This window comes from Ensifer sp. 38_S197 (genome assembly GCF_056924495.1).
In genome coordinates this window covers 1,162,366-1,183,646 of the sequence record NZ_JBXOVZ010000001.1, presented here as the reverse complement: position 1 = coordinate 1,183,646, position 21,281 = coordinate 1,162,366, and the positions used below count along the sequence as shown (strand labels likewise).

Genomic DNA, 21,281 nt, shown 5'->3' with positions numbered 1-21,281 from the left:
TTCCTAGGCGAAATGGCAGCGGGCGGACCAGGCCGGCGTCACCGGCTTGGCCTCTGGCGTTCGGGTCAGGCAGATCTCCTGCCTCATCGGACAGACGGCGGCATAGGCGCAGCCGGCTGCGGTCGTTGCGGTATGGACGGGCGTTTGCACCGGTGCATCAGAGCGGATCCGCCTGCGACGGCCGGAAAACGGTTTCGGCACGGCAGCGACCAGCGCCTGGGTATAGGGGTGGCGCGGATTGTCGAAAACCTCGGCCGTCGGTCCCTCCTCGACGATCCGGCCGAGATGCATGACCGCGACGCGATCGGTGATGGCGCGCACCACGCCGAGATCGTGGCTGATGAAGAGATAGGAGAGGCCGAGCTTCTCCTGCAGGTCCATCATCAGGTTCAGGACCTGCGCCTGGATCGAGACGTCGAGCGCCGAAACGGGCTCGTCGGCGACGATCAACGCCGGCCGGGTAATGAGCGCGCGGGCAATGGCGATCCGCTGGCGCTGTCCGCCGGAGAATTCGTGCGGATATTTGTCGGCAGACGCAAGCGGCAGGCCGACGGCTTCCAGCACTTCGGCGATGCGCTTGTTGCGCTCCGCCATGCCGGTGCCGCGTTCCAGCGAAACGATCGGCTCGGAGATGATCGTGCGGACCGTATGGCGCGGATCGAGTGAGCCGTACGGATCCTGGAAAATCGCCTGGAAACCCTTGCGCGCTTCGCGCAGTCCGGCGCGGTCGAGCGCATAGATGTCCTTGCCGGCAATATTGACCTCACCCGATTGCGGCGGCTCCAGTCCCATAACCGCCCGTGCCAGCGTCGATTTGCCAGAGCCACTTTCACCGACGATGCCGAGGCTCCGGCCGGCTGCGAGTTCGATGCTCACGCCGTGCAGCACCCGCAGGCGGCTTTGCTTCGAAAAGATCGAAGGGCGCGGCAGATCGTATTCGCGCACAAGATCAGTGGTTTTGAGAATAACCTCGCTCACGGTGCCACCATCCTTTCGCGCGGATGAAAGCAGGCGGCGCGATGCTCGACATTTTCATCGGTGCTGATCAGATCCAGCGCCGGGATCGCCCGCCGGCAATCCGGCTGAACGTAGGCGCAGCGCTCAGCGAAGGAACAGTGGAGCGGCCGACCGAAAGGATCGGGAACGATGCCGGGGATAGCGTTCAGTCGCGGCCGTCCTCCGCCCGCTTGGCGTGGCGCAAGGGCTGCGCCATGTGGCGAGGCGGCAAAGAGGCCGCGGGCATAGGGATGCGCCATGCGCGCGAAGACGTCGTCGGTCCGCCCGGTTTCGATGATGCGGCCGGCATACATGACCGCGATGCGGTCGGTCATCTCGGAGACGACGCCGAGATCGTGGGTAATCAGCATCAGCGCGGTGCCGGTGTCTTCGATCAGCTCGTCCAAGAGGTCGAGGATCTGCGCCTGCACGGTGACGTCGAGCGCGGTCGTCGGCTCGTCGGCGATCAAGAGGTCTGGTTCGCAGGCGATCGCCATGGCGATCATCACGCGCTGCCGCTGGCCACCGGAGAGCTGGTGCGGATAGAGATCCAGATCGAAGCGCGGCGCCGGCAGACCCACCCGGTCGAGTAGCGCGCGGGCCCGCTTTTCAGCATCGGCCCTGGTTTCGCCGAGGTGAAGCCGCCGTCCCTCGGCAATCTGCGCGCCGATCGATTTCACCGGGTTCAGCGCCGTCATCGGCTCCTGGAAGATCATCGCCATGCGCCGGCCGCGATAGCCGCAATAGTCGGCTTCTGGCAGCCCCGCGAGATTGCGGCCGTCGAAGGAAAGTTCGCCCCGCACCCGCATGCGTTGCGGCAGCAGGCCCATGACGGCAAGCGCGGTCATGGATTTGCCGCTGCCGGATTCGCCGACGATTCCGAGGCGCTCGCCACGTTTGAGCTCGAGATCGATGTCGCAGACGATATCGACCTGGCTCGTGCCTGCCGTGAGTTCGACCGACATGCCGGTCATTCTAAGCAAGGGTTTCGTCATCGTTGCCGCCTCACGCGCGGGTCGAGAATGTCGCGCAGGCCATCGCCCAAAAGGTTGAGGCCGAGCACGGCAAAGGTGATCGCCAGCCCCGGGAAGATCGCGAGCCAGGGCGCCTGGTAGATGAAGGTCTGGGCGTCGTTCAGCATCTTGCCCCAGCTCGGCATCGGCGGCTGCGTGCCGAGGCCGACATAGGAGAGGCCCGCTTCGGCGACGATCGCCAAGGCGAACTGGATCGTCACCTGGACGAGCAGCACGTGGTTGATGTTGGGCAGGATGTGCAAAAGGGTGATCGCCACGTCGCCGCGGCCGGCGCAGCGCGCCGCTTGCACATATTCGCGCTTCCAGAGCCCCATCGAGGCGCCGCGGGTGACGCGGGCAAAGACCGGGATATTGAAGATGCCGATCGCGATCATCGCATTTGTTGCACCGGGGCCGAAGATGGCGGTGATGATGACGGCGGTCAGAAGCGCCGGAAAGGCGAAAGCAAGGTCGCTCATGCGCATGACGAGGCCATCGACAAAGCCGCCGCGTGCGGCAGCCCAGGCGCCGAGCGGCACGCCGATGCCGGCGCCGACGAGAACCGCGACGATCGAAACGCTGATCGAGTTGCGGGCGCCGACCATGATCATCGACAGGATGTCGCGGCCGAAATTGTCGGTGCCGAACCAATGGGCAAGACTCGGCCCCTGCAGCTTGTCACGGAAGTTCATCGCGGTCGGCGAATAGGGCGTCCAGACATAGGAGACGATCGCCATTGCCAGGAGGATGACGGTGACGGTGGCGCCGATCGTCAGGCTTCTGCTGCCGATGAGCTTGGAGATTATGCCGGGTTCGGAGGCAACTGTGGGACTGGACATCAGTGACCTCCTCGCGACAGCCGCGGATCCAGATAGCCGTAAACCAGATCGACGAGGAAATTGATGGTGATGACGGAAGCGGCGAGCAGCGTCACCAGCGTCTGCACCGTCACCAGGTCGCGCTGGGCGATCGCCTGGAAGACCAGGCGGCCGATACCCGGCAGGTTGAAGACGTTCTCGATGATGATGGTGCCGGCAAGCAGGAAGGAAAACTGCAGGCCGATGATCGTGACGACAGGGATCAGCGCGTTCGGAACCGCATGCTTCCACAGCGCGCCGGACCGGCTGAGCCCCTTGGCGCGGGCGGTGCGGATGAAATCCTCGCCGAGGGTCTCTATGACGGCCGAGCGCGTGACGCGCCCGAGAATGGCGGCAAGCGGCAAGCCGAGCGCGAAGGCCGGCAGGATCAGCGAATGCAGGCCGTTCCAGATGCCGCCTTCCCAACCGGCAAAGCCGGAGGCCGGAAACCAGGCAAGCTTCAGCGCGAAAAGCAGGATGAAGAGCAGCGCCAGCCAGAAATTTGGAATGGCGACGCCAACCTGGGCGATGCCCATGACCACCGTGTCTGCGGCCTTGCCGCGATTGGCGGCGGCATAGACGCCGATGGCGATGGCGACGACCACGGAGATCGCCATCGAGACCAAAGCCAGCGGCAGCGTTACCAGGATGCGCGGACCGAGCAACTCGCGGATCGGCACGGAATAGGTGAGGCTCATGCCGAAATCGCCGACAACGAAGCCGCCGATCCAGTGGAGGTAGCGGATCCAGATCGGCTGATCGAGGCCCAGTTGCCTGTGCAGCGCCGCAATCGCGTCCGGGTCCGCGTTCATGCCAAGCATCAGCACCGCCGGGTCTCCGGGCAATACCTGCATCAGCAGAAAGACGATGACTGAGGCGACCAATGTCGTCAAAACCAGCGACACGAGGCGACCGCCAATGAAGGAAATCACATCAACCTCCCGGAAAGAGCGAGCGTTGACCGGCGCCGGGTGCGGCGGTCAACGGCAGATCTGCAACCGCCCTTCCCGACGAGGAGGGCGGGATGCCGGAGCGGGGTGCGGTTTCCGCCCGCATCCCGCTCATTGATAGTCGATCAGTTTTCCCAATAGGTTTGGGTCTGATCGTCGGCCGGTACCGGCATGTTCTTCCACAGCCCCTTTACCTTCTTGTTCCAGACGCCGATCTTTGGCAGCGCATAGAGGAAGACGTTCGGTTCGTCGGCTGCCAGCTTGCGCTGGAGTTGGCCGATGAGGTCCATCTGCTCGGCTTCGGTCGAGGCGAGCGTGTAGGACTTGTAGAGCGCCTTGTATTCCGGGTTCTGGTAGTTGAAGTAGTATTTGTCGCGGGCATAGATATCGAGGTCGCGGGCCTCGGCATGGGCGATGATCGTCGCGTCGAAGTCCGAGTTCTTGAACACCTGATCCAGCCATTGCGCGAACTCGATCGGGACAAGGTTCACCTTGACGCCGACTTCGCTGAGCATGGCCGCGATGATCTCGCCACCGCGGCGGGCATAGGCCGGCGGCGGCAGCATGATGGTGATCTCAAGACCCTGGACGCCTGCTTCCTGCAACAGTTGCTGCGCCTTGCCGGGGTCATAGGGGTAGGTCTCGTTCAGATCGACATAACCCGGTTCGACCGGCGAATAGTGCGAGCCGATCGTCGTGCCGAAGCCGGAATAGGTGCCTTCGACCAGCGCCTTGCGGTCGATTGCATAAGCGAGCGCCTGACGGACACGCACGTCGTCGAACGGCTTCCTTGCATTGTTGAGGGCGAGGACCACCTTGCCCGAGGTACTGCCGACCTCGACCTGAAGGTTCGGATCGCTCTGGAACTGGCTGACGAGTTCGGCCGCCTGGAACATTGGGAAGGCATCGACATTGCCGGCGAGAACGGCAGCCGCGGCGGCGGAAGGATCGCTGATGAACTTGAAGGTCACTTCGCTGAGCTTGGCGGGTTCGCCCCAGTAGTCGGCGTTCTTTTCGAGTACGACCTTGTCGCCCTTTGCCCATTCCTTGAACTTGAACGGACCGGTGCCGACAGGCTTGGTCTTGTTGTCGGCGGCCGATGACGGCGCAATCATCACCGCGTCGCCCCAGGCCATGTTGAAGAGGAAATTCGACGCCGGGCGCTTCAGCGTCACGACGGCGGTGGCCGGATCCGGGCATTCGGTCTTTTCGATCGGCTCGAACAGGCCCTTCTGCGCATTGGTGGAGTCCGCCGCGACCGCGCGTTCATAGGAGAACTTCACGACCGAGCAGTCGAACGGCGTGCCGTCATGGAACTTGACGCCCTGGCGAAGCTTGAAACTGTAGGTCTTCTGGTCGCTGGAGACCGTCCAGCTTTCGGCAAGCAGTGGCTTTACCGTGCCGTCTTCCACCACGCGCACCAGGCCCTCGAAGAGGTTGCCGTAGGTGATATAGCGGATCGGTGCTGCGGCACCGGCGGTCGGGTCGAGGCCCGGCGGCTCCAGCACCTGGCCGACGGTGATCGTGTCCTTGGCCATCGCCGCCGTCGTCAGCGACGCGGCGAAGAAGCACGAGGCAAGTGCCCATTTCGTCAAGTTCATCATGGTTCCCCCGCTTTGCGGTTTCGTTGTATATGGTCCCAGTTACTTAGATCGAGCGTCCGCCGTCCACATCCAGTGCGACGCCGGTGATCATCGAGGCCTGCGGCGAGGCGACGAAGGCAGCGGCCTCGGCGAGATCCTCGGGCTTCAGCAGGCGTCCGAGCGGAATGGAATCGCGGAACTTCTTGCGGATTTCCTCGGTGTCTTCTCCCATGAAGGTCGAAAGCAACGGCGTCTCGCCGGCGACCGGATTGAGCGCCACCACGCGGATATTGAACGGCGCAAGTTCGATCGCCAGCGCCTTGGTGGCGGAGACCACCCAGCCCTTGGTCGCATTGTACCAGGCCAGATTCGGCCGCGGCCGGTTGGCGCCTGTCGACGCGATGTTGACGATGACGCCGGCCTTATTCGCCTTCATGTGCGGCAGCAGCGCCCGGGTCATCAGGTAGACGCCGCGCACGTTGACGCCGAGGATGCGATCGAACTCATCAGGCTCGACCAGTTCGGCGTTCTGCGGCTTGTGGCCGATGCCGGCATTGTTGATCAGGATATCGACGCGGCCGAACGTCTCGATACCGACCGCAACGGCGGCTTCGACATCGGCCTGCTTGGCGATATCGGCAACGACGGCAATCGCATTGTCGCCGAGTTCCTTGGCAACGCGCTCGGCGCCGACGGCATCGCGGTCGACGACGATGACCTTGGCGCCGCCTGCGACGAAGCGTTTCGCAATGCCCTCGCCGAAGCCCGAACCCGCGCCGGTGATGAGAGCGACTTTACCTTCTAATGACACGTGTTCCTCCAGGGGCAAGCTTGGATCAGAAATGAGAGCGGGATGTGGGCGGAAAACGCCCACGGTTCCTGGCTCTAGCCATGGTAGACAGAAATGGTTTTCATGCTGGCAAAGCCGTAGAGGGCCTCGAAACCCTTTTCGCGGCCATGGCCCGATTTCTTCACGCCGCCGAAGGGCAGCTCGACGCCGCCGCCCGCGCCATAATTGTTGATGAACACCTGGCCTGCGTGCACGGCGCGCGCCATGCGCAACTGCCGTCCACCGTCATTGGTCCAGACGCCGCAGACGAGGCCGTAGGCGGTGCCGTTGGCAAGGCGGATCGCCTCCTCTTCGCCGTCGAAGGGCATGATCACCTGCACCGGTCCGAAGATCTCTTCCTGCACAGTGCGGTGTTCGTGCGGCACGTCGCGCAGAAGCGTAGGGGCGACATAGGCACCCTCGGTGGGTGCGTCAGCGACGATCTCGCCTTGAGCCGCGATCTTCAGGCCATCCTTTGCAGCGTCGGCAAGGAAGCCCTCGACGATCGCCTTCTGCCGCTGCGAGACGACCGGACCGACCGAGAAATCGGCGCCAGCCGGGCCGACCTTGAGCGCACGATATCTCTCGCTCATGCGCGAGACCACCTCCTCGTAGACCGTCCGCTCAACGAGAATGCGCGACGACGCCGAGCAGGTCTGGCCGGCGTTCTGAATGCCGGCATTGACGAGGAAGGGAATGGCGCGGTCGAGATCGGCATCGGCAAAGACGATCTGCGCCGACTTGCCGCCGAGTTCCAGCGTCACCGGCACCGCATTCTTCGCGGCCGCCGCCTGCACCATCTCGCCGGTGCGGACCGAACCGGTGAACGATATGTGGTTGACGTCAGGATGTTCGGAAAGGGCTGCACCGGCCTCCGCGCCGAAGCCGGTGACGATGTTCAGCGCGCCCGAGGGCAGGCCCTCTTCTTCGGCGATGCGGGCAAATTCCAGAATGGTGAGGCAGGCTTCTTCCGCCGGCTTGACCACCGCCGCATTGCCCATCGCAAGGGCGGCACCCAGGCTACGGCCGAGGATCTGCATCGGGTAGTTCCAGGGGATGATATGGCCGGTAACCCCGTGCGGTTCATAGACCGTCAAGACGGTGAAGCCGTTCTGGTAGGGGATCGTGTCGCCATGCACCTTGTCGGCGGCGCCGCCATAGAATTCGAGATAACGGGCGAGCGCCACGACGTCGGCGCGCGCCTGCGTCAGCGGTTTGCCGACATCGCGCGCCTCGAGCTCCGTCAGCAGATCGATATTGCGCAGCACTGCCGCCGAAATCCGGCTCAGCGCCCGCCCGCGCTCCGTGGGCGTCATGCGCCCCCAGTCGCCGGTAAGCGCCGCGCGTGCAGACCGCACAGCGAGATCGATATCCTCCCGGGTGCCCCGGGCAATGCGCGCGAATTCCTGGCCGTTGGAAGGGTCTCTGACGGCGATGAACTCTCCGCCGGCTGCATCCTGCCATTTGTTCGCGATGAAATTGCCGTAGGTCTTCACGATCATGCCTCTTTGTCAGTCTCGCGCTCCTCGAGGAGCGCTTTCAATCTCGTTGCGGTCGCGTGGATATGCGCGCGCGCCAGCTTCTCGGCCTCGTCGAGGTTCCGTGCCGCAATCGCCTCGACAATCAGCCCGTGTTCGGCGACGGCCGCGCTAGCGCGTTCGCTCGAAAGCGAAAAGGCCGGCGCAAAGACCTGTGAGGTCATGCGCAAAAGCGGGCCGAGCGGTGCCAGCGACGCATTGCGTGAGGCGGCGACGATCGCCTCGTGAAAAAGGACGTTGGATTGGGTGTAGGCCCCGGGATCCCAATTCTCGACGATCTTGCGCTGTCGCTCGACCTGCTTTGCGAGATCCTTGATTTCGGCCGATGTCGCGCGCTCCGCGGCGTTGCGCGCCGCGACACCGTCCATTGCCTCGCGGACAGCATAGGCGTCGAGAAGTTTCGGCAGGTCGGCAGTCGCGACCCTGACGCCGCTGCCCGGCTTGTTGACCACGAGCCCGTCGCGCTCCAGCACCCGCAGGGCTTCGCGCAGCGGCGTTCGGCTGATGCCGAATTCGGCAGCGATCCGCTCCTGGCGGAGCGTCGCTCCGGGGGCGTAGACACCGGCATAGATGCGTTCGCGAAGCGCCTGCGCCACTTCGTCGAGTAGGCGCGATTGGCTTCGCCATTCGAAGGACTGGTTCATCGATCCCTCCCAAGACCGAGGCAAATTGTATCCAGGATACAGATCGTGTCAATCCGTCGATGAAACGTAAGTGGCTGGGGTGTTCAATCCGCGAGGCCCGCGACCCCGCCCATGGTCAATCCCGACAACGCCGACGCGTTGACGAGTCGCGCGTCGCGGCTTCTATTAGGAATAGCTGTGGTGGGAGGCTGGCCGTGCAGATGCTTGATTGGATTGCGATTATCCTGTTCCTCGCGACCTGGGTGGGATTGGAGCCGATGATGGCACTTGGCTGGCCGCGTCGAACGGACAGCCTGATGCTGGACATGGTGCGTATCCGGCGGGCCTGGATGCGCGAGGTCCTGACGCGGGACACTAATTTCATCGGTGATGCGGCCATCCTTGGCCACACGATCAATTCGGCCTCGTTCTTCGGTTCGGCCAATCTCATCGTCATTGTTGCCATGAGCAGTGCGCTTTTCATCCAGCCGACGATCGGCCTTCAGGCGGGGATCATCGCGATGTTCGCGCCAATCGAGCCGCTATGGCTGTTTCAATGCAAGGTGCTGCTCGTCATGGCGACACTGCTGCGAGGGCTTTCCGAGTTCATTTGGGCTGTGCGGCAGATCAACTATTGTCTCGCGGCGATCGGAGCCAGCCCGTCGCGGGATGAAGTCCGAGACATCACTGCCTGGACCCACGCCCTGTCGCTGATGATCAATCCGGCGCTTCGCTCCTTCAGCCAGGGCGTTCGCTCGTACTACTTCACAGTTGCCGCGGCTCTGTGGTTCCTGGGCCCGGTCGCGTTTCTCGTCGGCATCGTCGGCTCGGTAGGACTTCTCGTCTGGAGACACAGCTGGTCGGATACGGCCAAGGGCGTGATGGAAGTGCGTAAGCTGCTCGACGAGAGCAATCCACCCGCCGGCGTGCCACAGCCAACCACAGCGATCAGTTCTCCGGCCGCGGATAGCTGAGGACGAACAGCAGTGAGGACCTGCGAATTCGGTATGTTCCGCTGTCCAAGGCGTAGCGGCTACTTTTGGCTGGATGGGTTGGAATTCGCCGACAAGGCAACCATCTAGAGATGACCAAGGTTTGAAAAAGGCGGCGCCTATGTCCGACAATCAGATCAAGATTCCCGGCCCCGATCATCCGATCAGTATCGATCGAAACACGGCGCGCGTCGTCGTCATGCTCGATGGACGCATCATTGCCGACACCCGCGACGCATTGACGTTGCGCGAGGCGTCCTACCCGCCGGTTCAATACATTCCGCGTGAGGATGTCGACATGTCCTTGCTTCAGCGCACGGATCATGCGTCGCATTGCCCTTACAAAGGCGAAGCCTCCTATTACAGCATCCCGCTCGGCGGCGAGCGGTCGAAGAATGCCGTTTGGACCTACGAAAACCCGCATGCGGCGGTGGCCGAAATCAAGGGCCGCCTGGCCTTCTATCCGGAACGGGTGGATATGATCGGGGAATTGTAGTTAGTCACCTTGCCCGTCCGCCTCATGGGTTGCCGAGGCGTCATGGCACGATCGTCGTTCTTGAGGCCGGCCATTGCTCAGTCCGAACACGGAACGTCTCGCGCACGGCCTTCAGGAATTGCGCCACTTTCGGCAGATCGCCCAGTTGCTGATGATAGAGGTAGTAAAGGGTCGTGGGCGGCCCTGACCATTCGGCGAGAACCGGAACCAGCCGCCCCGTGGCGACCCCGTCGGCGGCGAGCGCATCACTGAGCAGACCGATACCGAGGCCCTCGGCAATCACGCGCTCCCCAATGGCAGGATCGTCGACCACGATGGATGGTGGGCGCTCCAATGTGAAGTGCCGGCTGCCGTCCGACAGCAGCCAGTGGGCGAGTTCCCGCCGCATGCGCGTCCGATGCGCCACCAGGGCGACTTCCATGAGGTCTTCGGGTGACGACAGGGTCAGGCCGCTGGAGTAGGCCGGGGCGGCGTAGAGGCGCTGCGCGATCGTTCCGATCTTCCGGTAGATCATCTCGCTGTCGACCGGCTCGCCCATCCTCAGCGCCACGTCGACGCTTTCGCCGATCAGGTCGACATTGTGATGCGTCGTCTGCAGGTCGACCTGAACGTCGGGGCAGAGATCTGCGTAGCGCTTGAGGATCGGCGGCAGGTAAGTGCGCGCGAAGGCCACCGACGTTGCGACCCGCAGCCGCCCGCGGGCCGTTCCGTCGGCGGGGCGGAAACCGGCAATGCCGCGATCGATCAACTCCACTGCTCCGCCAATCGACTCCAGCAGCTGCTTGCCGGCTTCGGTCAGGGAGACGCGGCGCGTCGAGCGCAACAACAATGCGACGCCGAGCGCAGTCTCTAGCTCGAGCAGGCGTCGGCTGACCGTGCTCGGTGGAAGGTGCAGGCGAAGTGCTGCGGCGGAAAAACTCTCTGTGCGGGCGACCTCGAGGAAGATCCTGAGGCTATTGAGATCGGGAGACTGGGGGGATTTCATGCGTTTCCGGAACAATCACTTCCATGATCGAAGGATAATCGACGAAGGGTTGAATTGATAGCTTCATCGCATCCAATCGAAGGAGCAGATCATGACCACCCGCAGACAAGCTTTGGGTCTTCTCGCCGCCACCGCCCTGTTGCCACTCGCGCCGCGCCTGGCCTTTTCCGCCGCGCCGTTCTCGACCGTTGCCAACGCCGGTTTCTACCGCTTCCGCTTCGGAAAATATGAAGTCACCGCGCTGTCGGACGGCACGCTGGCGCTGCCTATGGCGACGATCTATCAGAACGAACCGGTGGACGACCTGCAGCGCAAGCTCGACGACAACTTTCTCGGCAAGGAGCCGCATCTGTCGATCAATGCCTATCTGGTGAACGACGGCGAACGCCTGGTGCTGATCGACGCGGGGTCGGGTGCGCTGCTCGGCGCCGCTGCCGGCAAGCTCCTTCGCCACCTGGCGGCCTCCGGCTACGGAGCCGATCAGGTCGACGCCGTGATCCTGACGCATGTGCACGCCGATCATTCGGGCGGCCTTACCGCCGATGGCAAGCCGCAATATCCGAATGCCGAGATCCATCTCGCCGATCGCGAATATCGGTTCTGGATCGGGCGCGAAGGCGTGACGTCCATGACCGAGGCACAGAAGACCGACTTTCAGCGTGCCCACGATGCTCTCGCTCCCTATATAGCCGCCGGAAAGGTGAAGCGTTTCGCCGACAACGCCGACGTTTTGTCGAACATCGGTTCGATCCTCAGGGCCGGGCATACGCCCGGACATTCATCGATCGTGTTGAAATCCGATGACGGTCAGCGCCTCGTCTTCTGGGGTGACGTGATCCACGGCGACCACATCCAGTTCGATGCACCCGACGTCTTCGTTACCTTCGACGTCGACGGCGCTGCGGCGATTGCAACTCGCGCCGTAGCACTTGCAGATGCGGCGGACGGCCGTTACCTCGTCGCCGGCGCGCACCTGCCGTTTCCAGGCATCGGTCACGTGGCCAGGGACGAAACGCTCTATCGCTTCATTCCCTGGAATTACGTCGAGTAGCGCGCGCTCTCGCCGCTGCCTGAGGCGACGAGATCACCTCGAAACGAACGGTTTCCCTCACGCGGCGAAACTGCGAAGGGAGGCCGGTTCGCTTTAAGGCTCGATATCCAGCTCGCGATAGCGACGGAAGATGCCGTCCTCGTTGAAGGCCAGCCGTCGCGGCGAAGCGAGATAGGCGCCAAGCCTTGGCCTTGCCTTGACCGAGGCATGCAGCTTCAAGAGGTTGGGGTACAGGTGCTCATAGTGCCGCATCGCCCTGGGAAAGGCATAGCGCAATCCTTCGATCACCTGGAACAGCGAGAGATCGACATAGCTAGCGGCGCTGCCAACGGCGTAACCGCCGCCCTCAGGGTTCTGCGCAAGAACGCGCTCGAAATAGCCGAGAAACTTCGGGATGCGGTTCGTGACGAATTCGGACGCGCGGGCTTTTGCCTCTTCCTTCTGGTCTTCGTAGTATTTCGACGTTGCGATCGGGTGGTGTGTGTCATGCACTTCGGCGACGAAATCGGTGATGGTGAGCTGCAGGCCGTTGGCGTACCAGCGCAGCGTCTCCTCGTTTGGTGCAAGGCCGAGCTTGGGACCGAGGTAAAGGAGGATGTTCGCCACATGCGAAATGATCTGGTCGCCGTCTCTTAGGAACGGCGGCGCGAAAGGGATGTGTGCGGCGGTGGTACTTCCCATGAGCTTCATCATCTCGCCGGTGCCGCGGTCAGCGACGCGTGTGACATCGACGTAAGCGGCACCGGCATCTTCGAGCGCCAGTCGTACGAATTCGCCACGGCCCTGAATGCCGTTCCAGTAGTACAATTCATAAGTCATGGAAGCCTCTGTGGTTCTTGGGGCATCCGGTTGATATAGGCCATCGGTGGTAAGCGGCGAGGGTAACTGAGCAATTGCGGCGCGCACGCTGTCGAACGGGCTGCGCCGCATGCTATGGCGCTGTGGAGATGCATCGGAAATCCAGGCGAGGGATGCTGGGGTGAGCAAACCGAACTATCGCGATATCGCCAAGCTGGCAGGCGTCGGAACCGCGACGGTCGAGCGGGTGCTGAACGGGCGCGGCGGCGTTCGCCCGGATCTGGTCGAAAAGGTCGTCGTCGCTGCCCGCACGCTGAATTACCCGCGCACGCTTCCCGATACCCATCGTGGGCTGCTGCGCATCGATGTGCTGATGGTGCGGCCCGAAACCACGTTCTATCGGCGGCTGTCCCAGGCGTTCCAGCGGATTGCCGAGACGCTCGATCCGCTCGTCGTCGTCCAGCGCAGCTTCGCCGAGGAAATGAAGCCGGAGGAGATTGCCGGGCGGATTCTGTCGAGCGAGGTGCCGCGTGCCGGCCTGATCCTTGCAGTGCCCAACAGTCCGCTGATCAGCGCCGCGGTCGAAGCGGTCGTCGCGCGCGGCGTGCCGGTGGTCCACGTCGTCACGCGGGCGTCCGAGACGCTCGGAGAGTTCGTCGGGATCGACAACCATGCGGCCGGAAGAACGGCGGCCCTCTTCATCGCCCGCATGGCGCGTCGGTCCGGTCCTGTCGTTGCGCTCTGCCATCCGATCTATCAGGTCCATCGCGATCGTATCAGCGGCTTTTCGGCTTATTTCCGCGAACACCCGGGCGAACGCCGGTTCGAGTGGCTGGGCTTCACCCGCGATGAAGAACTCTACGGCGCCGAAGCGTTGCGATCGGCGCTCGAGATCTATCCCGATATGGCCGGTCTCTATAATGCGGGCGGGGCCAACGCCGCTCTGATCGACGTGCTTCGCCGGCATCCGCGCGGCAAGGAGATCTTTTTCGTCGGCCACGAACTCACCGACTATACGCGCAACGCTCTTAGCGACGGCATCATGGACGTCGTGCTCGATCAGGCACCTGAAGCTCAGGCCCGTCGTGCGCTTGATATTGTGCTCCGCCGGATGCGCCTTAGCGAAATGGAACCCGACAGGGCGCCCATTCGCTTCATCACCGTCACGGCCGAAAGCCTTTGATCTGATTTGATCAAACTAGGTTTCGTCGTTCAGGCCGTCTCCTGCTAGATTTTGTCAAGAAGGAGGCCGGGCTCCAGCGGCGAACCGGAATCGGCAAAAGCGCCGAAGGCGCCTCCTCCATCATTGAAATTGTGCGGAGTGCAGGCGGTCCGCCGGGAGGAGAGTGTCATGGATGATCTGAAGTATGGAACGCGCAACAAGCGCGGCGACTGGGCGCCGAACCAGCCGATCGAGACGGCGCCGCTGTTTGCCTTTCCACCGAGGCTCGTCGCCCTGATCAAATGGCTGCCGCACTATTTCTTTCCGTGGAATGCCATCTTCGCCGCTTCGGCGGTCGCCTATTGGGCCTGGGTGATCCCGCCGATGGAAGCGATGCAGACGCTTGGTATCGGCTGGATCGCCTGGCTTTATGTGGTGAACGCCGTCTGCGTGTTCCTCTTTTATGGCGCTTTCGAACTGCATCTCTATGTGCTGAAGCGGCAGGAAAACCGCTTCAAGTACAATGGCAAATTCCCGGCCGAGCAGAAAAGCAAGGCCTTCTGGTTCGAGAGCCAGAACCTCGACAACATCCTGCGCACCTTCCTTTCGGGCGTGACCATCTGGACTGCCGTCGAGGTCATCATGCTCTGGGCCTATGCCAATGGTTATGCGCCATGGCTGAGCTTCGAGGAAAACCCCTGGACGCTCGCCGCGGTCGCGCTCGTCGTGCCCGTGATCCACGAATTCCACTTCTTCTGCATCCACCGGCTCATCCACATACCGTTCCTCTACAAATGGGTGCATTCGGTCCACCACAATTCGGTAAATCCATCGCCGTGGTCGTCGCTGTCGATGCATCCGGTCGAGCACCTGCTCTACTTCGGAACGGCCTTCTATCATCTGATCCTGCCGTCCAACCCGATCCTGATGCTCTATCAGCTTCACTATGCGGGCTTCGGCGCCATTCCCGGCCACGTCGGCTTCGACAAGGTCGAGGTCGGCGAAGAGACCCTCGTCGATAGCCACGCCTATGCGCATTACCTGCACCACAAGTATTTCGAGGTGAACTACGGCGACGCGCTCATCCCGCTCGATCGGTGGTTCGGCACCTGGCACGACGGCTCGGCCGAGGGTGAGGCGCGGATGCAGGAACGCTACCGCAAACGCAAGGAAAAACTCGCAGCCCGCAAGGCACGCAACACGATCGGGGAGGCCGCCAAATGAGCAACGTGATCACCTGGGTACCAGCCTGCAGGCTTGAGGACATCGAACAGGAAGGGGCGATCCGCTTCGACCATGCCGGTCGCACCTATGCGGTCTACCGCGGCCCGGACGACAGCGTCTATTGCACCGCCGGCCTCTGCACCCATGAGGCGATCCATCTCGCCGATGGGCTGGTCATGGACTTCGAGGTGGAATGTCCCAAGCATTCCGGCGCTTTCGACTATCGCACCGGCGAGGCCCTCAGGCTTCCCGCCTGCGAAAACCTCAAGACCTACCCCGCCGAAATCGTCGACGGAGAGGTCCGCGTGGCGCTCGGCTAGAGCCGCCTTCGGCGCCGCCGTGCCACGATTGATCGGGCCTGCCGGCCTTCCGGATGCGATCGGGTGATCCGGCACCCATTCGGAGGATATCATGAAATCCATGTACCTGGCGGCAGCGCTTGCCGTTTTGCGGGAAGTGCTGCCTCGGCGGAGGAGCAAGTCATGAACGGCATCGTCATCATCGGCGCCGGAGAATCCGGTACCCGCGCGGCCTTTGCACTCAGGGAAACTGGTTTTACCGGCTGCGTCACGCTGGTCGGCACGGAACCGCATCTGCCCTATGAGCGCCCGCCGCTGTCGAAACCGCTTGATGGTGCGGTGCAGATGAAGCCGATCTGCGGCGCTGAAGCGCTGGAGGTTGCGGGCATTGGCTACCTACAGGGTGTATCAGCTTCGCAGCTCGATGCCGATGCTCGCTCCGTCACCTTGAGCGATGGGCGGACGCTTGTCTACGACAAGTTGCTGCTGGCCACCGGCGCCCGCCCGCGACGGCTCAATTGCCCAGGGGTCGACCGTGCGCTCGATTTTCGCAGCTATGCCGATGCGGCGCTGATCTTCGCCCGTGCCGAAGCCGGCAAAAGGATTGCGATCATTGGCGGCGGGCTGATCGGCATGGAGCTTGCGGCCGTGCTGCGCGGCAAGGGTATCGCCGTCAGCGTCATCGAAATGGCGCCGAAACCGCTTGGCCGCGCCGTTCCTGCGCGCTTCGCTACAAGGCTCCACGCCCGCCATCAGGATGAAGGTGTTGTGTTTCATCTCGGGCGGGGTATCGCCGAAATCACTGACGATGCGATTGTTCTCGCCGATGGCGTTGCGTTGCCGGCCGATATTGTTGTTGCAGCGATTGGCGTTCAGCCGGATATCGCGCTCGCCGGGGCGGCGGGGCTTGCGACAGGAAACGGCATTCTGACGGATGGTCATCTGCGGACCAGCGACCCGAATATTTATGCGGCTGGCGATTGCGCGGCCGTGGCGCAGCCGGGTGGAGGGCATATGCGCTTTGAAAGCTGGCGCAATGCGCGCAGCCAGGCGGAGACGGCGGCTCGGAACTTAGCCGGCGGCCAAGAAACATTCATGGCCATCCCCTGGTTCTGGTCCGATCAGTACGATCTCGGCCTGCAGGTGGCGGGCTTGCCACATCCAGACCATCAGAGCGTCACACGCCAACTGGACGGCGGCGAACTCGAATTCTACCTGGATGGCGGGCGTCTCGTCGCGGCTGCAGGCCTCGGTCTCGGCAATAGTCTCGCCAAGGATATCAAGCTGGCGGAGATGCTGATTGCCGCCGGCGTCAGACCCGACCCTGCCGCACTCGCCGACGCGAGCGTGAACCTCAAGGCACTGCTCAAAAGCGCGCGGGCGGCCTGATGCAGAAGCTGCTTGTCTTTCAATCACTCTGGGCGATGGAACGCCGGCATGCCGACGGCTACGAGCGCAGCCTCGAAGAAAACATCGCTGATATCGTCGCGGCCGGGTTCGACGGCATCAGCGCACACTACACCAGCCGTCGCGACGTCGTTCGCCTTAACGAAGCGATCCGGGGCACCGGCCTGAAGATCGAGGGCGTCTGCTTTCCACGGACTGTCGAGGACCTGCGGCTGACGCTGGAACTGGCGACGGAGTTTCCCGTCAGCCACATCGATCTGCAGGCGGATGTCCGTCCGCGCCGCATCGAGGACTGCCTGCCGCTTCTCGACGGGTGGATGCGGCTCGCAGAGGAGACAGGCGTTCCCGTCTATATCGAAACCCACCGCCACCGGATCACCAGCGACCTGTTGTTCACGCTCGATCTCCTCGAGCATCGACCCGATCTGCCGATTCTCGCCGACCTTTCGCACTATCTGGTTGGTCGCGAATTCGCCTTCCCGGTCGAAGAGGAAAGCCAAGCGCAGATCCGGCGCATCCTCGACAACGCCGAGGCCTTTCACGGCCGTATCGGTTCGTGCCAACAGATTCAGGTCGAGATTTCCTTTCCGCACCATCGCCCCTGGGTCGATCTCTTCTGCGGCTGGTGGAGCTATGGTTTCGCCAACTGGCAATCCCGTGCCCCTGCCGATGCCGAACTGGTGATGACCTGCGAACTCGGTCCCAGGCCCTATGCGATCACCGGGGCGGACGGCGAAGACTCCACGGACCGGTGGGCCGAAGCGCTTGCGCTTCGGCAAATCGTGCGGCAGCTATGGGGTGAGAGCAAAGGCGCGTCGGGCATCCTGTTGCCCGACGCTCGAAGGCCGAACCTCATCACGTAACGAAGGAAGGCCGGAACGGGAGATTGTGCTCGAGGCCGAGCCAGGGCGGGTTCTCCGCATACATTTCCTCGATCAGCTTCTTGATCAGCTCGATATGGCGCGAATTGTCGCCGACCCGATGGTTGAGGATGACAGGCGAGGTCGCGCGTTCCCCCTCGATCATGCGGTAGTGGAGATCCGAGCGCACCTGGCGCGCCGAGGAGGGGACAATGCAAAGACCCGCTTCCGAGGCGACAAGGCCAAGGGCGCTCTGGATCTCGCGCACTTCCTGCACCTCGGCCGGGCGCACATCGTGGGCGTGAAGCAGGCTTAGCACGTGGTCGGCATAGCTCGGGCGCGGCTCCTTCGGATAGACGATCAGCGTCTGGCCACCAAGCGCACTTAAGGGCAGGGGCGACGTTTCCTCGGCCAACGGCGTGCCCTGGGGTATCGCCAAGGCGAGGCGTTCCTCACGCATGAGGATGCCAACGACGTTGGGATCGCTGTGGTGCAGCCGGCCGAAGCCGACATCGATCCGTCCTTCCTTCAACGCCGCGATCTGCTGCACCGACACCATCTCGAGCAACCGGATATCGAGCTCGGGCGCGTTCTGGCGCAGCTTGCGCACGAGCGTCGGCAAGCCGCCATAAAGTGTGGAGGCGACGAAGCCGATGGACAGGACGCGGTTCTGGTTGAGGCCAACGCGCCGCGTGGCCTCAACCATCTGCTCGACTCGTCCCAGAACCTGCATCGACTGTTCGTAGAACAACCGGCCAGCCTCAGTCAGCCGCACCGGCCGGCTCTTGCGGATGATCAGCGGGACACCCAGCTCTTCTTCCAAAAGCTGGATCTGCCGGCTGAGCGGGGGCTGGGCGATGTGCAACTGCTCGGCGGCGCGCGTGAAATTGCGCTCACGGGCGACGGCGACGAAATAGCGAAGCTGGCGCAGATCCATGGTCGAGCTCCCGATATTTTCCTACTGTTACGGTATGTTGCGATGCGGCAACTGCCTGAATACCTGAAATCTTTGTTATACTATATCATAAAGGTATCATAGCGAACCTAATTGGTGTTGGACGCCGGCGGGTCAGCGGCGCACAGTCACGCCATGAACAAGATCCTTGCCCCCATTGCTCCGACCGCAGCCCTTTCTCCCGTTGTCGAACGGGTCGAAACGATGCTGGTCGACCTGCCGACCATCCGGCCGCACAAGCTCTCGGTTGCGACCATGACCGGCCAGACGCTGATGCTGGTGAAGGTGCACTGCAGTGACGGCACGGTTGGCATCGGCGAGGGCACGACGATCGGCGGTCTCGCCTATGGGGGCGAGAGCCCGGAAACGATGAAGCTTGCCATCGATACCTATTTCGCGCCTGTCATGATCGGCGAGGACGCGAGCCATGTCCGCGGCTTGATGATCCGGATCGGCAAGGCGGTGAAGGAAAATCGCTTCGCCAAGAGCGCGGTGGAAACCGCCCTGCTCGACGCCCATGGCAAGCGTCTTGGCCTGCCGATCAGCGAACTGCTGGGTGGGGCATTGCGCAAGCGGCTGCCGGTCGCCTGGACGCTTGCCTCCGGTGATACCGCAAAAGACATTGCCGAGGCCGAGACGATGCTCGACCTTCGCCGCCATCGGATCTTCAAACTGAAGATCGGCGCAAGGCCTTTGAAGGACGATATCGCCCATGTGGTGGCGATCAAGCAGGCGCTGGGTGACCGCGGCGCCGTGCGTGTCGACGTGAACATGGCCTGGAGCGAATTCGAGGCGGCCTACGGCATGGCGGCGCTGGCGGAGGGCGGCTGCGAACTGGTCGAACAGCCGGTCGCTTCGACGGCGGCGCTCAAGCGCCTGGTCCGCCGTTTCCCCGTCGCGCTGATGGCGGACGAGTCGCTCACCGGTCCGGAATCTGCCTTCGAGATGGCGAAGAGCAAAGGCGCCGACGTTTTTGCCGTCAAGATCGAGCAGAGCGGCGGCCTCTTCAATGCCCAGCGCGTTGCGACGATCGCCGATGCCGCCGGCATCGAACTCTATGGCGGCACGATGCTGGAAGGCGGCGTCGGCACAGTGGCGTCAGCCCATGTGTTTTCCACCTTCGCTCATTTGCAATGGGGCACGGAACTCTTCGGCCCGCTGCTTTTGACCGAGGAAATCCTCACGACGCCGCTCGATTACAGCGACTTCGAACTGGCGGTGCCGGATGGACCGGGCCTCGGGATCGAACTCGACGAAGACCGCCTGAAGTTCTTTGCGCGCGATGGGCTGCGCAAGACGATCAGCGTTGCAAAGTGAGGAGCAGGTCATGCTGTTTCACGTCAGGATGGACGTCCGCATTCCTCATGATTTCCCCGCCGAACAGGCGGCCGAAATCATCGCTCGGGAAAAGGCCTATTCGCAGGAGCTGCAGCGCAACGGCAAGTGGCGGCACATCTGGCGGATCGCCGGTGCGTACGCGAACTACAGCGTCTTCGACGTAAAGGACAATGCCGAGCTGCACGAGGTCCTCTCCGGCCTGCCACTCTTCAAGTTCATGGAGATCCAGGTCACGCCGCTGCTTCGGCACCCGTCCTCGATCCGTGAGGACGATAGCTGAGTATTCGTTCGGCCGTCGCCGGGAGGTTGGTAGACGGCACCCGATTTCAAACTGATCCAAGTGGAGGAATTGATATGAGCGTGAAGATTTTCGACCGACCGGAGACCCAGGACTTCCTGAAGATCTTAAGCGGCCTCGACAAGGACGGCGGTAACCCGCGCGTCAAGCAGATCGTGCACCGGTTGATGTCAGACCTGTTCAAGGCGATCGACGACCTCGACATCACCCCGGACGAATACTGGACGGGTATCGCCTGGCTGAACGAGATCGGCGCGGCCGGCCAGGCCGGCCTGATCTCGCCCGGTCTCGGCCTTGACCACTTCCTCGACGAACGCCTCGACGCGATCGACGAAGCGCTCGGCATCCAGAACCCGACGCCACGCACCATCGAAGGGCCGCTTTATGTCGCCGGCGCGCCGGCATCGGAAGGTTTTGCCCGTCTCGACGACGGCCGGGACACCAATGGCAAGACGCTGATCATGCACGGCACCGTCTATGGTTCCGACGGCAAGCCGCTCCAGGGCGCGACCGTCGAAGTCTGGCACTGTGATACCCGCGGCTTCTATTCGCACTTCGACCCGACCGGCCTGCAGGCACCGTTTAACATGCGCCGCACGATCGTGACCGATACCAAGGGCTGTTATAAATTCCAGAGCATCGTGCCGCATGGTTACGGCGTCCCTCCGGGAAGCCCGACCGAACAGTTGCTCTCCGCGCTTGGACGCCATGGCCAGCGCCCGGCCCATATCCACTTCTTCATCAGCGCCGATGGCCACCGGAAGTTGACGACCCAGATCAACATCGCCGGCGACCCGCTGGTCAATGACGATTTCGCCTATGCGACGCGTGATGGCCTGGTGCCTGATGTCACCGAGCGGACCGACGAGGCGAGCATCAAGGCCAACGATCTCTCCGGCCCATTTGCCGAAATCGAGTTCGACATCCACCTTACCGCCTTGGTGAATGGCGTCGACAACCAGATCAACGAGCAGCGCAAACGCGCTGCCGCCTGATCCTTTCCAGCGGCGGCCAAATGAGCCGCCGC

22 protein-coding genes are annotated in these 21,281 nt (G+C 62.8%); 11 read left to right on the top strand and 11 right to left on the bottom strand.

The genetic code is table 11. The annotated features are described in order from the left end of the window. Positions 1–3: 3 nt before the first annotated feature. The 8 genes from AC1Z3V_RS05375 to AC1Z3V_RS05340 form a co-directional block, all read right to left on the bottom strand. Complete coding sequence (locus AC1Z3V_RS05375; protein WP_483497669.1) at positions 4–978, bottom strand: ABC transporter ATP-binding protein; 975 nt, start codon at positions 976–978, stop codon at positions 4–6. Continuing rightward, a complete protein-coding gene (locus AC1Z3V_RS05370) occupies positions 975–1,991 on the bottom strand; it encodes an ABC transporter ATP-binding protein (protein WP_483497668.1) in 1,017 nt (338 codons plus the stop codon). Before AC1Z3V_RS05370 ends, AC1Z3V_RS05375 begins: the two co-directional genes overlap by 4 nt. Further along, on the bottom strand, positions 1,988–2,848 hold the full coding sequence (locus tag AC1Z3V_RS05365) for an ABC transporter permease (RefSeq protein ID WP_483497667.1): 861 nt from the start codon (positions 2,846–2,848) through the stop codon (positions 1,988–1,990). Before AC1Z3V_RS05365 ends, AC1Z3V_RS05370 begins: the two co-directional genes overlap by 4 nt. After that, complete coding sequence (locus AC1Z3V_RS05360) at positions 2,848–3,798, bottom strand: ABC transporter permease (protein WP_483497666.1); 951 nt, start codon at positions 3,796–3,798, stop codon at positions 2,848–2,850. The genes AC1Z3V_RS05365 and AC1Z3V_RS05360 overlap by 1 nt, the downstream gene beginning before the upstream one ends. Positions 3,799–3,941: 143 nt before the next feature. Beyond that, on the bottom strand, positions 3,942–5,420 hold the full coding sequence (locus AC1Z3V_RS05355; RefSeq protein WP_483497664.1) for an ABC transporter substrate-binding protein: 1,479 nt from the start codon (positions 5,418–5,420) through the stop codon (positions 3,942–3,944). Between the two features lie 43 nt (positions 5,421–5,463). Next, a complete protein-coding gene (locus AC1Z3V_RS05350; protein WP_483497663.1) occupies positions 5,464–6,210 on the bottom strand; it encodes a glucose 1-dehydrogenase in 747 nt (248 codons plus the stop codon). A gap of 74 nt (positions 6,211–6,284) precedes the next feature. Continuing rightward, the gene (locus AC1Z3V_RS05345; protein WP_483497662.1) at positions 6,285–7,730 is read right to left on the bottom strand and encodes an aldehyde dehydrogenase family protein; all 1,446 of its coding nucleotides are present in this window, start codon (positions 7,728–7,730) and stop codon (positions 6,285–6,287) included. Further along, positions 7,727–8,410, bottom strand: a complete 684-nt coding sequence (locus tag AC1Z3V_RS05340) for a GntR family transcriptional regulator (protein WP_483497661.1) — start codon at positions 8,408–8,410, stop codon at positions 7,727–7,729. Before AC1Z3V_RS05340 ends, AC1Z3V_RS05345 begins: the two co-directional genes overlap by 4 nt. Positions 8,411–8,610: 200 nt before the next feature. Between AC1Z3V_RS05340 and AC1Z3V_RS05335 the strand changes: the two genes are divergently transcribed. Beyond that, the gene (locus AC1Z3V_RS05335; RefSeq protein WP_483499559.1) at positions 8,611–9,363 is read left to right on the top strand and encodes a DUF599 domain-containing protein; all 753 of its coding nucleotides are present in this window, start codon (positions 8,611–8,613) and stop codon (positions 9,361–9,363) included. Between the two features lie 139 nt (positions 9,364–9,502). After that, entirely contained in the window at positions 9,503–9,877 is a 375-nt protein-coding gene (locus AC1Z3V_RS05330; RefSeq protein ID WP_483497659.1) for a DUF427 domain-containing protein, read from the top strand. A 40-nt stretch (positions 9,878–9,917) separates the two neighbouring features. Here AC1Z3V_RS05330 and AC1Z3V_RS05325 read toward each other — a convergent pair whose 3' ends face one another. Then, positions 9,918–10,862: a LysR family transcriptional regulator gene (locus tag AC1Z3V_RS05325; protein WP_483497658.1), complete on the bottom strand. Its 945-nt coding sequence runs from the start codon at positions 10,860–10,862 to the stop codon at positions 9,918–9,920. A gap of 91 nt (positions 10,863–10,953) precedes the next feature. Between AC1Z3V_RS05325 and AC1Z3V_RS05320 the strand changes: the two genes are divergently transcribed. Beyond that, on the top strand, positions 10,954–11,913 hold the full coding sequence (locus AC1Z3V_RS05320; RefSeq protein ID WP_483497657.1) for an MBL fold metallo-hydrolase: 960 nt from the start codon (positions 10,954–10,956) through the stop codon (positions 11,911–11,913). A 93-nt stretch (positions 11,914–12,006) separates the two neighbouring features. On the opposite strand, the gene AC1Z3V_RS05315 is transcribed toward AC1Z3V_RS05320, so the two are convergent. After that, complete coding sequence (locus AC1Z3V_RS05315) at positions 12,007–12,732, bottom strand: glutathione S-transferase (protein ID WP_483497656.1); 726 nt, start codon at positions 12,730–12,732, stop codon at positions 12,007–12,009. A gap of 160 nt (positions 12,733–12,892) precedes the next feature. Between AC1Z3V_RS05315 and AC1Z3V_RS05310 the strand changes: the two genes are divergently transcribed. The 5 genes from AC1Z3V_RS05310 (at position 12,893) to AC1Z3V_RS05290 (ending at position 17,666) form a co-directional block, all read left to right on the top strand. Next, on the top strand, positions 12,893–13,894 hold the full coding sequence (locus tag AC1Z3V_RS05310; protein ID WP_483497655.1) for a LacI family DNA-binding transcriptional regulator: 1,002 nt from the start codon (positions 12,893–12,895) through the stop codon (positions 13,892–13,894). A 168-nt stretch (positions 13,895–14,062) separates the two neighbouring features. Continuing rightward, positions 14,063–15,097: a sterol desaturase family protein gene (locus AC1Z3V_RS05305; protein ID WP_483497654.1), complete on the top strand. Its 1,035-nt coding sequence runs from the start codon at positions 14,063–14,065 to the stop codon at positions 15,095–15,097. Positions 15,098–15,105: 8 nt separating this feature from the next. Beyond that, complete coding sequence (locus AC1Z3V_RS05300; protein ID WP_429814475.1) at positions 15,106–15,417, top strand: MocE family 2Fe-2S type ferredoxin; 312 nt, start codon at positions 15,106–15,108, stop codon at positions 15,415–15,417. 162 nt (positions 15,418–15,579) lie between these two features. Further along, entirely contained in the window at positions 15,580–16,785 is a 1,206-nt protein-coding gene (locus AC1Z3V_RS05295) for an NAD(P)/FAD-dependent oxidoreductase (protein ID WP_483497653.1), read from the top strand. Continuing rightward, positions 16,785–17,666, top strand: a complete 882-nt coding sequence (locus AC1Z3V_RS05290; protein ID WP_483497652.1) for a sugar phosphate isomerase/epimerase family protein — start codon at positions 16,785–16,787, stop codon at positions 17,664–17,666. Before AC1Z3V_RS05295 ends, AC1Z3V_RS05290 begins: the two co-directional genes overlap by 1 nt. On the opposite strand, the gene AC1Z3V_RS05285 is transcribed toward AC1Z3V_RS05290, so the two are convergent. Next, on the bottom strand, positions 17,659–18,600 hold the full coding sequence (locus AC1Z3V_RS05285; protein ID WP_483497651.1) for a LysR family transcriptional regulator: 942 nt from the start codon (positions 18,598–18,600) through the stop codon (positions 17,659–17,661). The genes AC1Z3V_RS05290 and AC1Z3V_RS05285 overlap by 8 nt on opposite strands. A 153-nt stretch (positions 18,601–18,753) precedes the next feature. On the opposite strand from AC1Z3V_RS05285, the gene AC1Z3V_RS05280 reads away from it, so the two are divergent. The 3 genes from AC1Z3V_RS05280 to catA all read left to right on the top strand — a co-directional run bounded on the left by AC1Z3V_RS05280 (position 18,754) and on the right by catA (position 21,249). Continuing rightward, positions 18,754–19,935 carry a muconate/chloromuconate family cycloisomerase gene (locus tag AC1Z3V_RS05280; RefSeq protein ID WP_483497650.1) on the top strand — a complete coding sequence of 394 codons (1,182 nt, stop codon included), beginning with the start codon at positions 18,754–18,756 and terminating at the stop codon, positions 19,933–19,935. Between the two features lie 10 nt (positions 19,936–19,945). After that, positions 19,946–20,236 carry a muconolactone Delta-isomerase gene (gene catC / locus AC1Z3V_RS05275; RefSeq protein WP_429814388.1) on the top strand — a complete coding sequence of 97 codons (291 nt, stop codon included), beginning with the start codon at positions 19,946–19,948 and terminating at the stop codon, positions 20,234–20,236. A 74-nt stretch (positions 20,237–20,310) separates the two neighbouring features. Then, entirely contained in the window at positions 20,311–21,249 is a 939-nt protein-coding gene (gene catA, locus AC1Z3V_RS05270; RefSeq protein ID WP_483497649.1) for a catechol 1,2-dioxygenase, read from the top strand. The last annotated feature ends 32 nt before the right edge of the window (positions 21,250–21,281 follow it).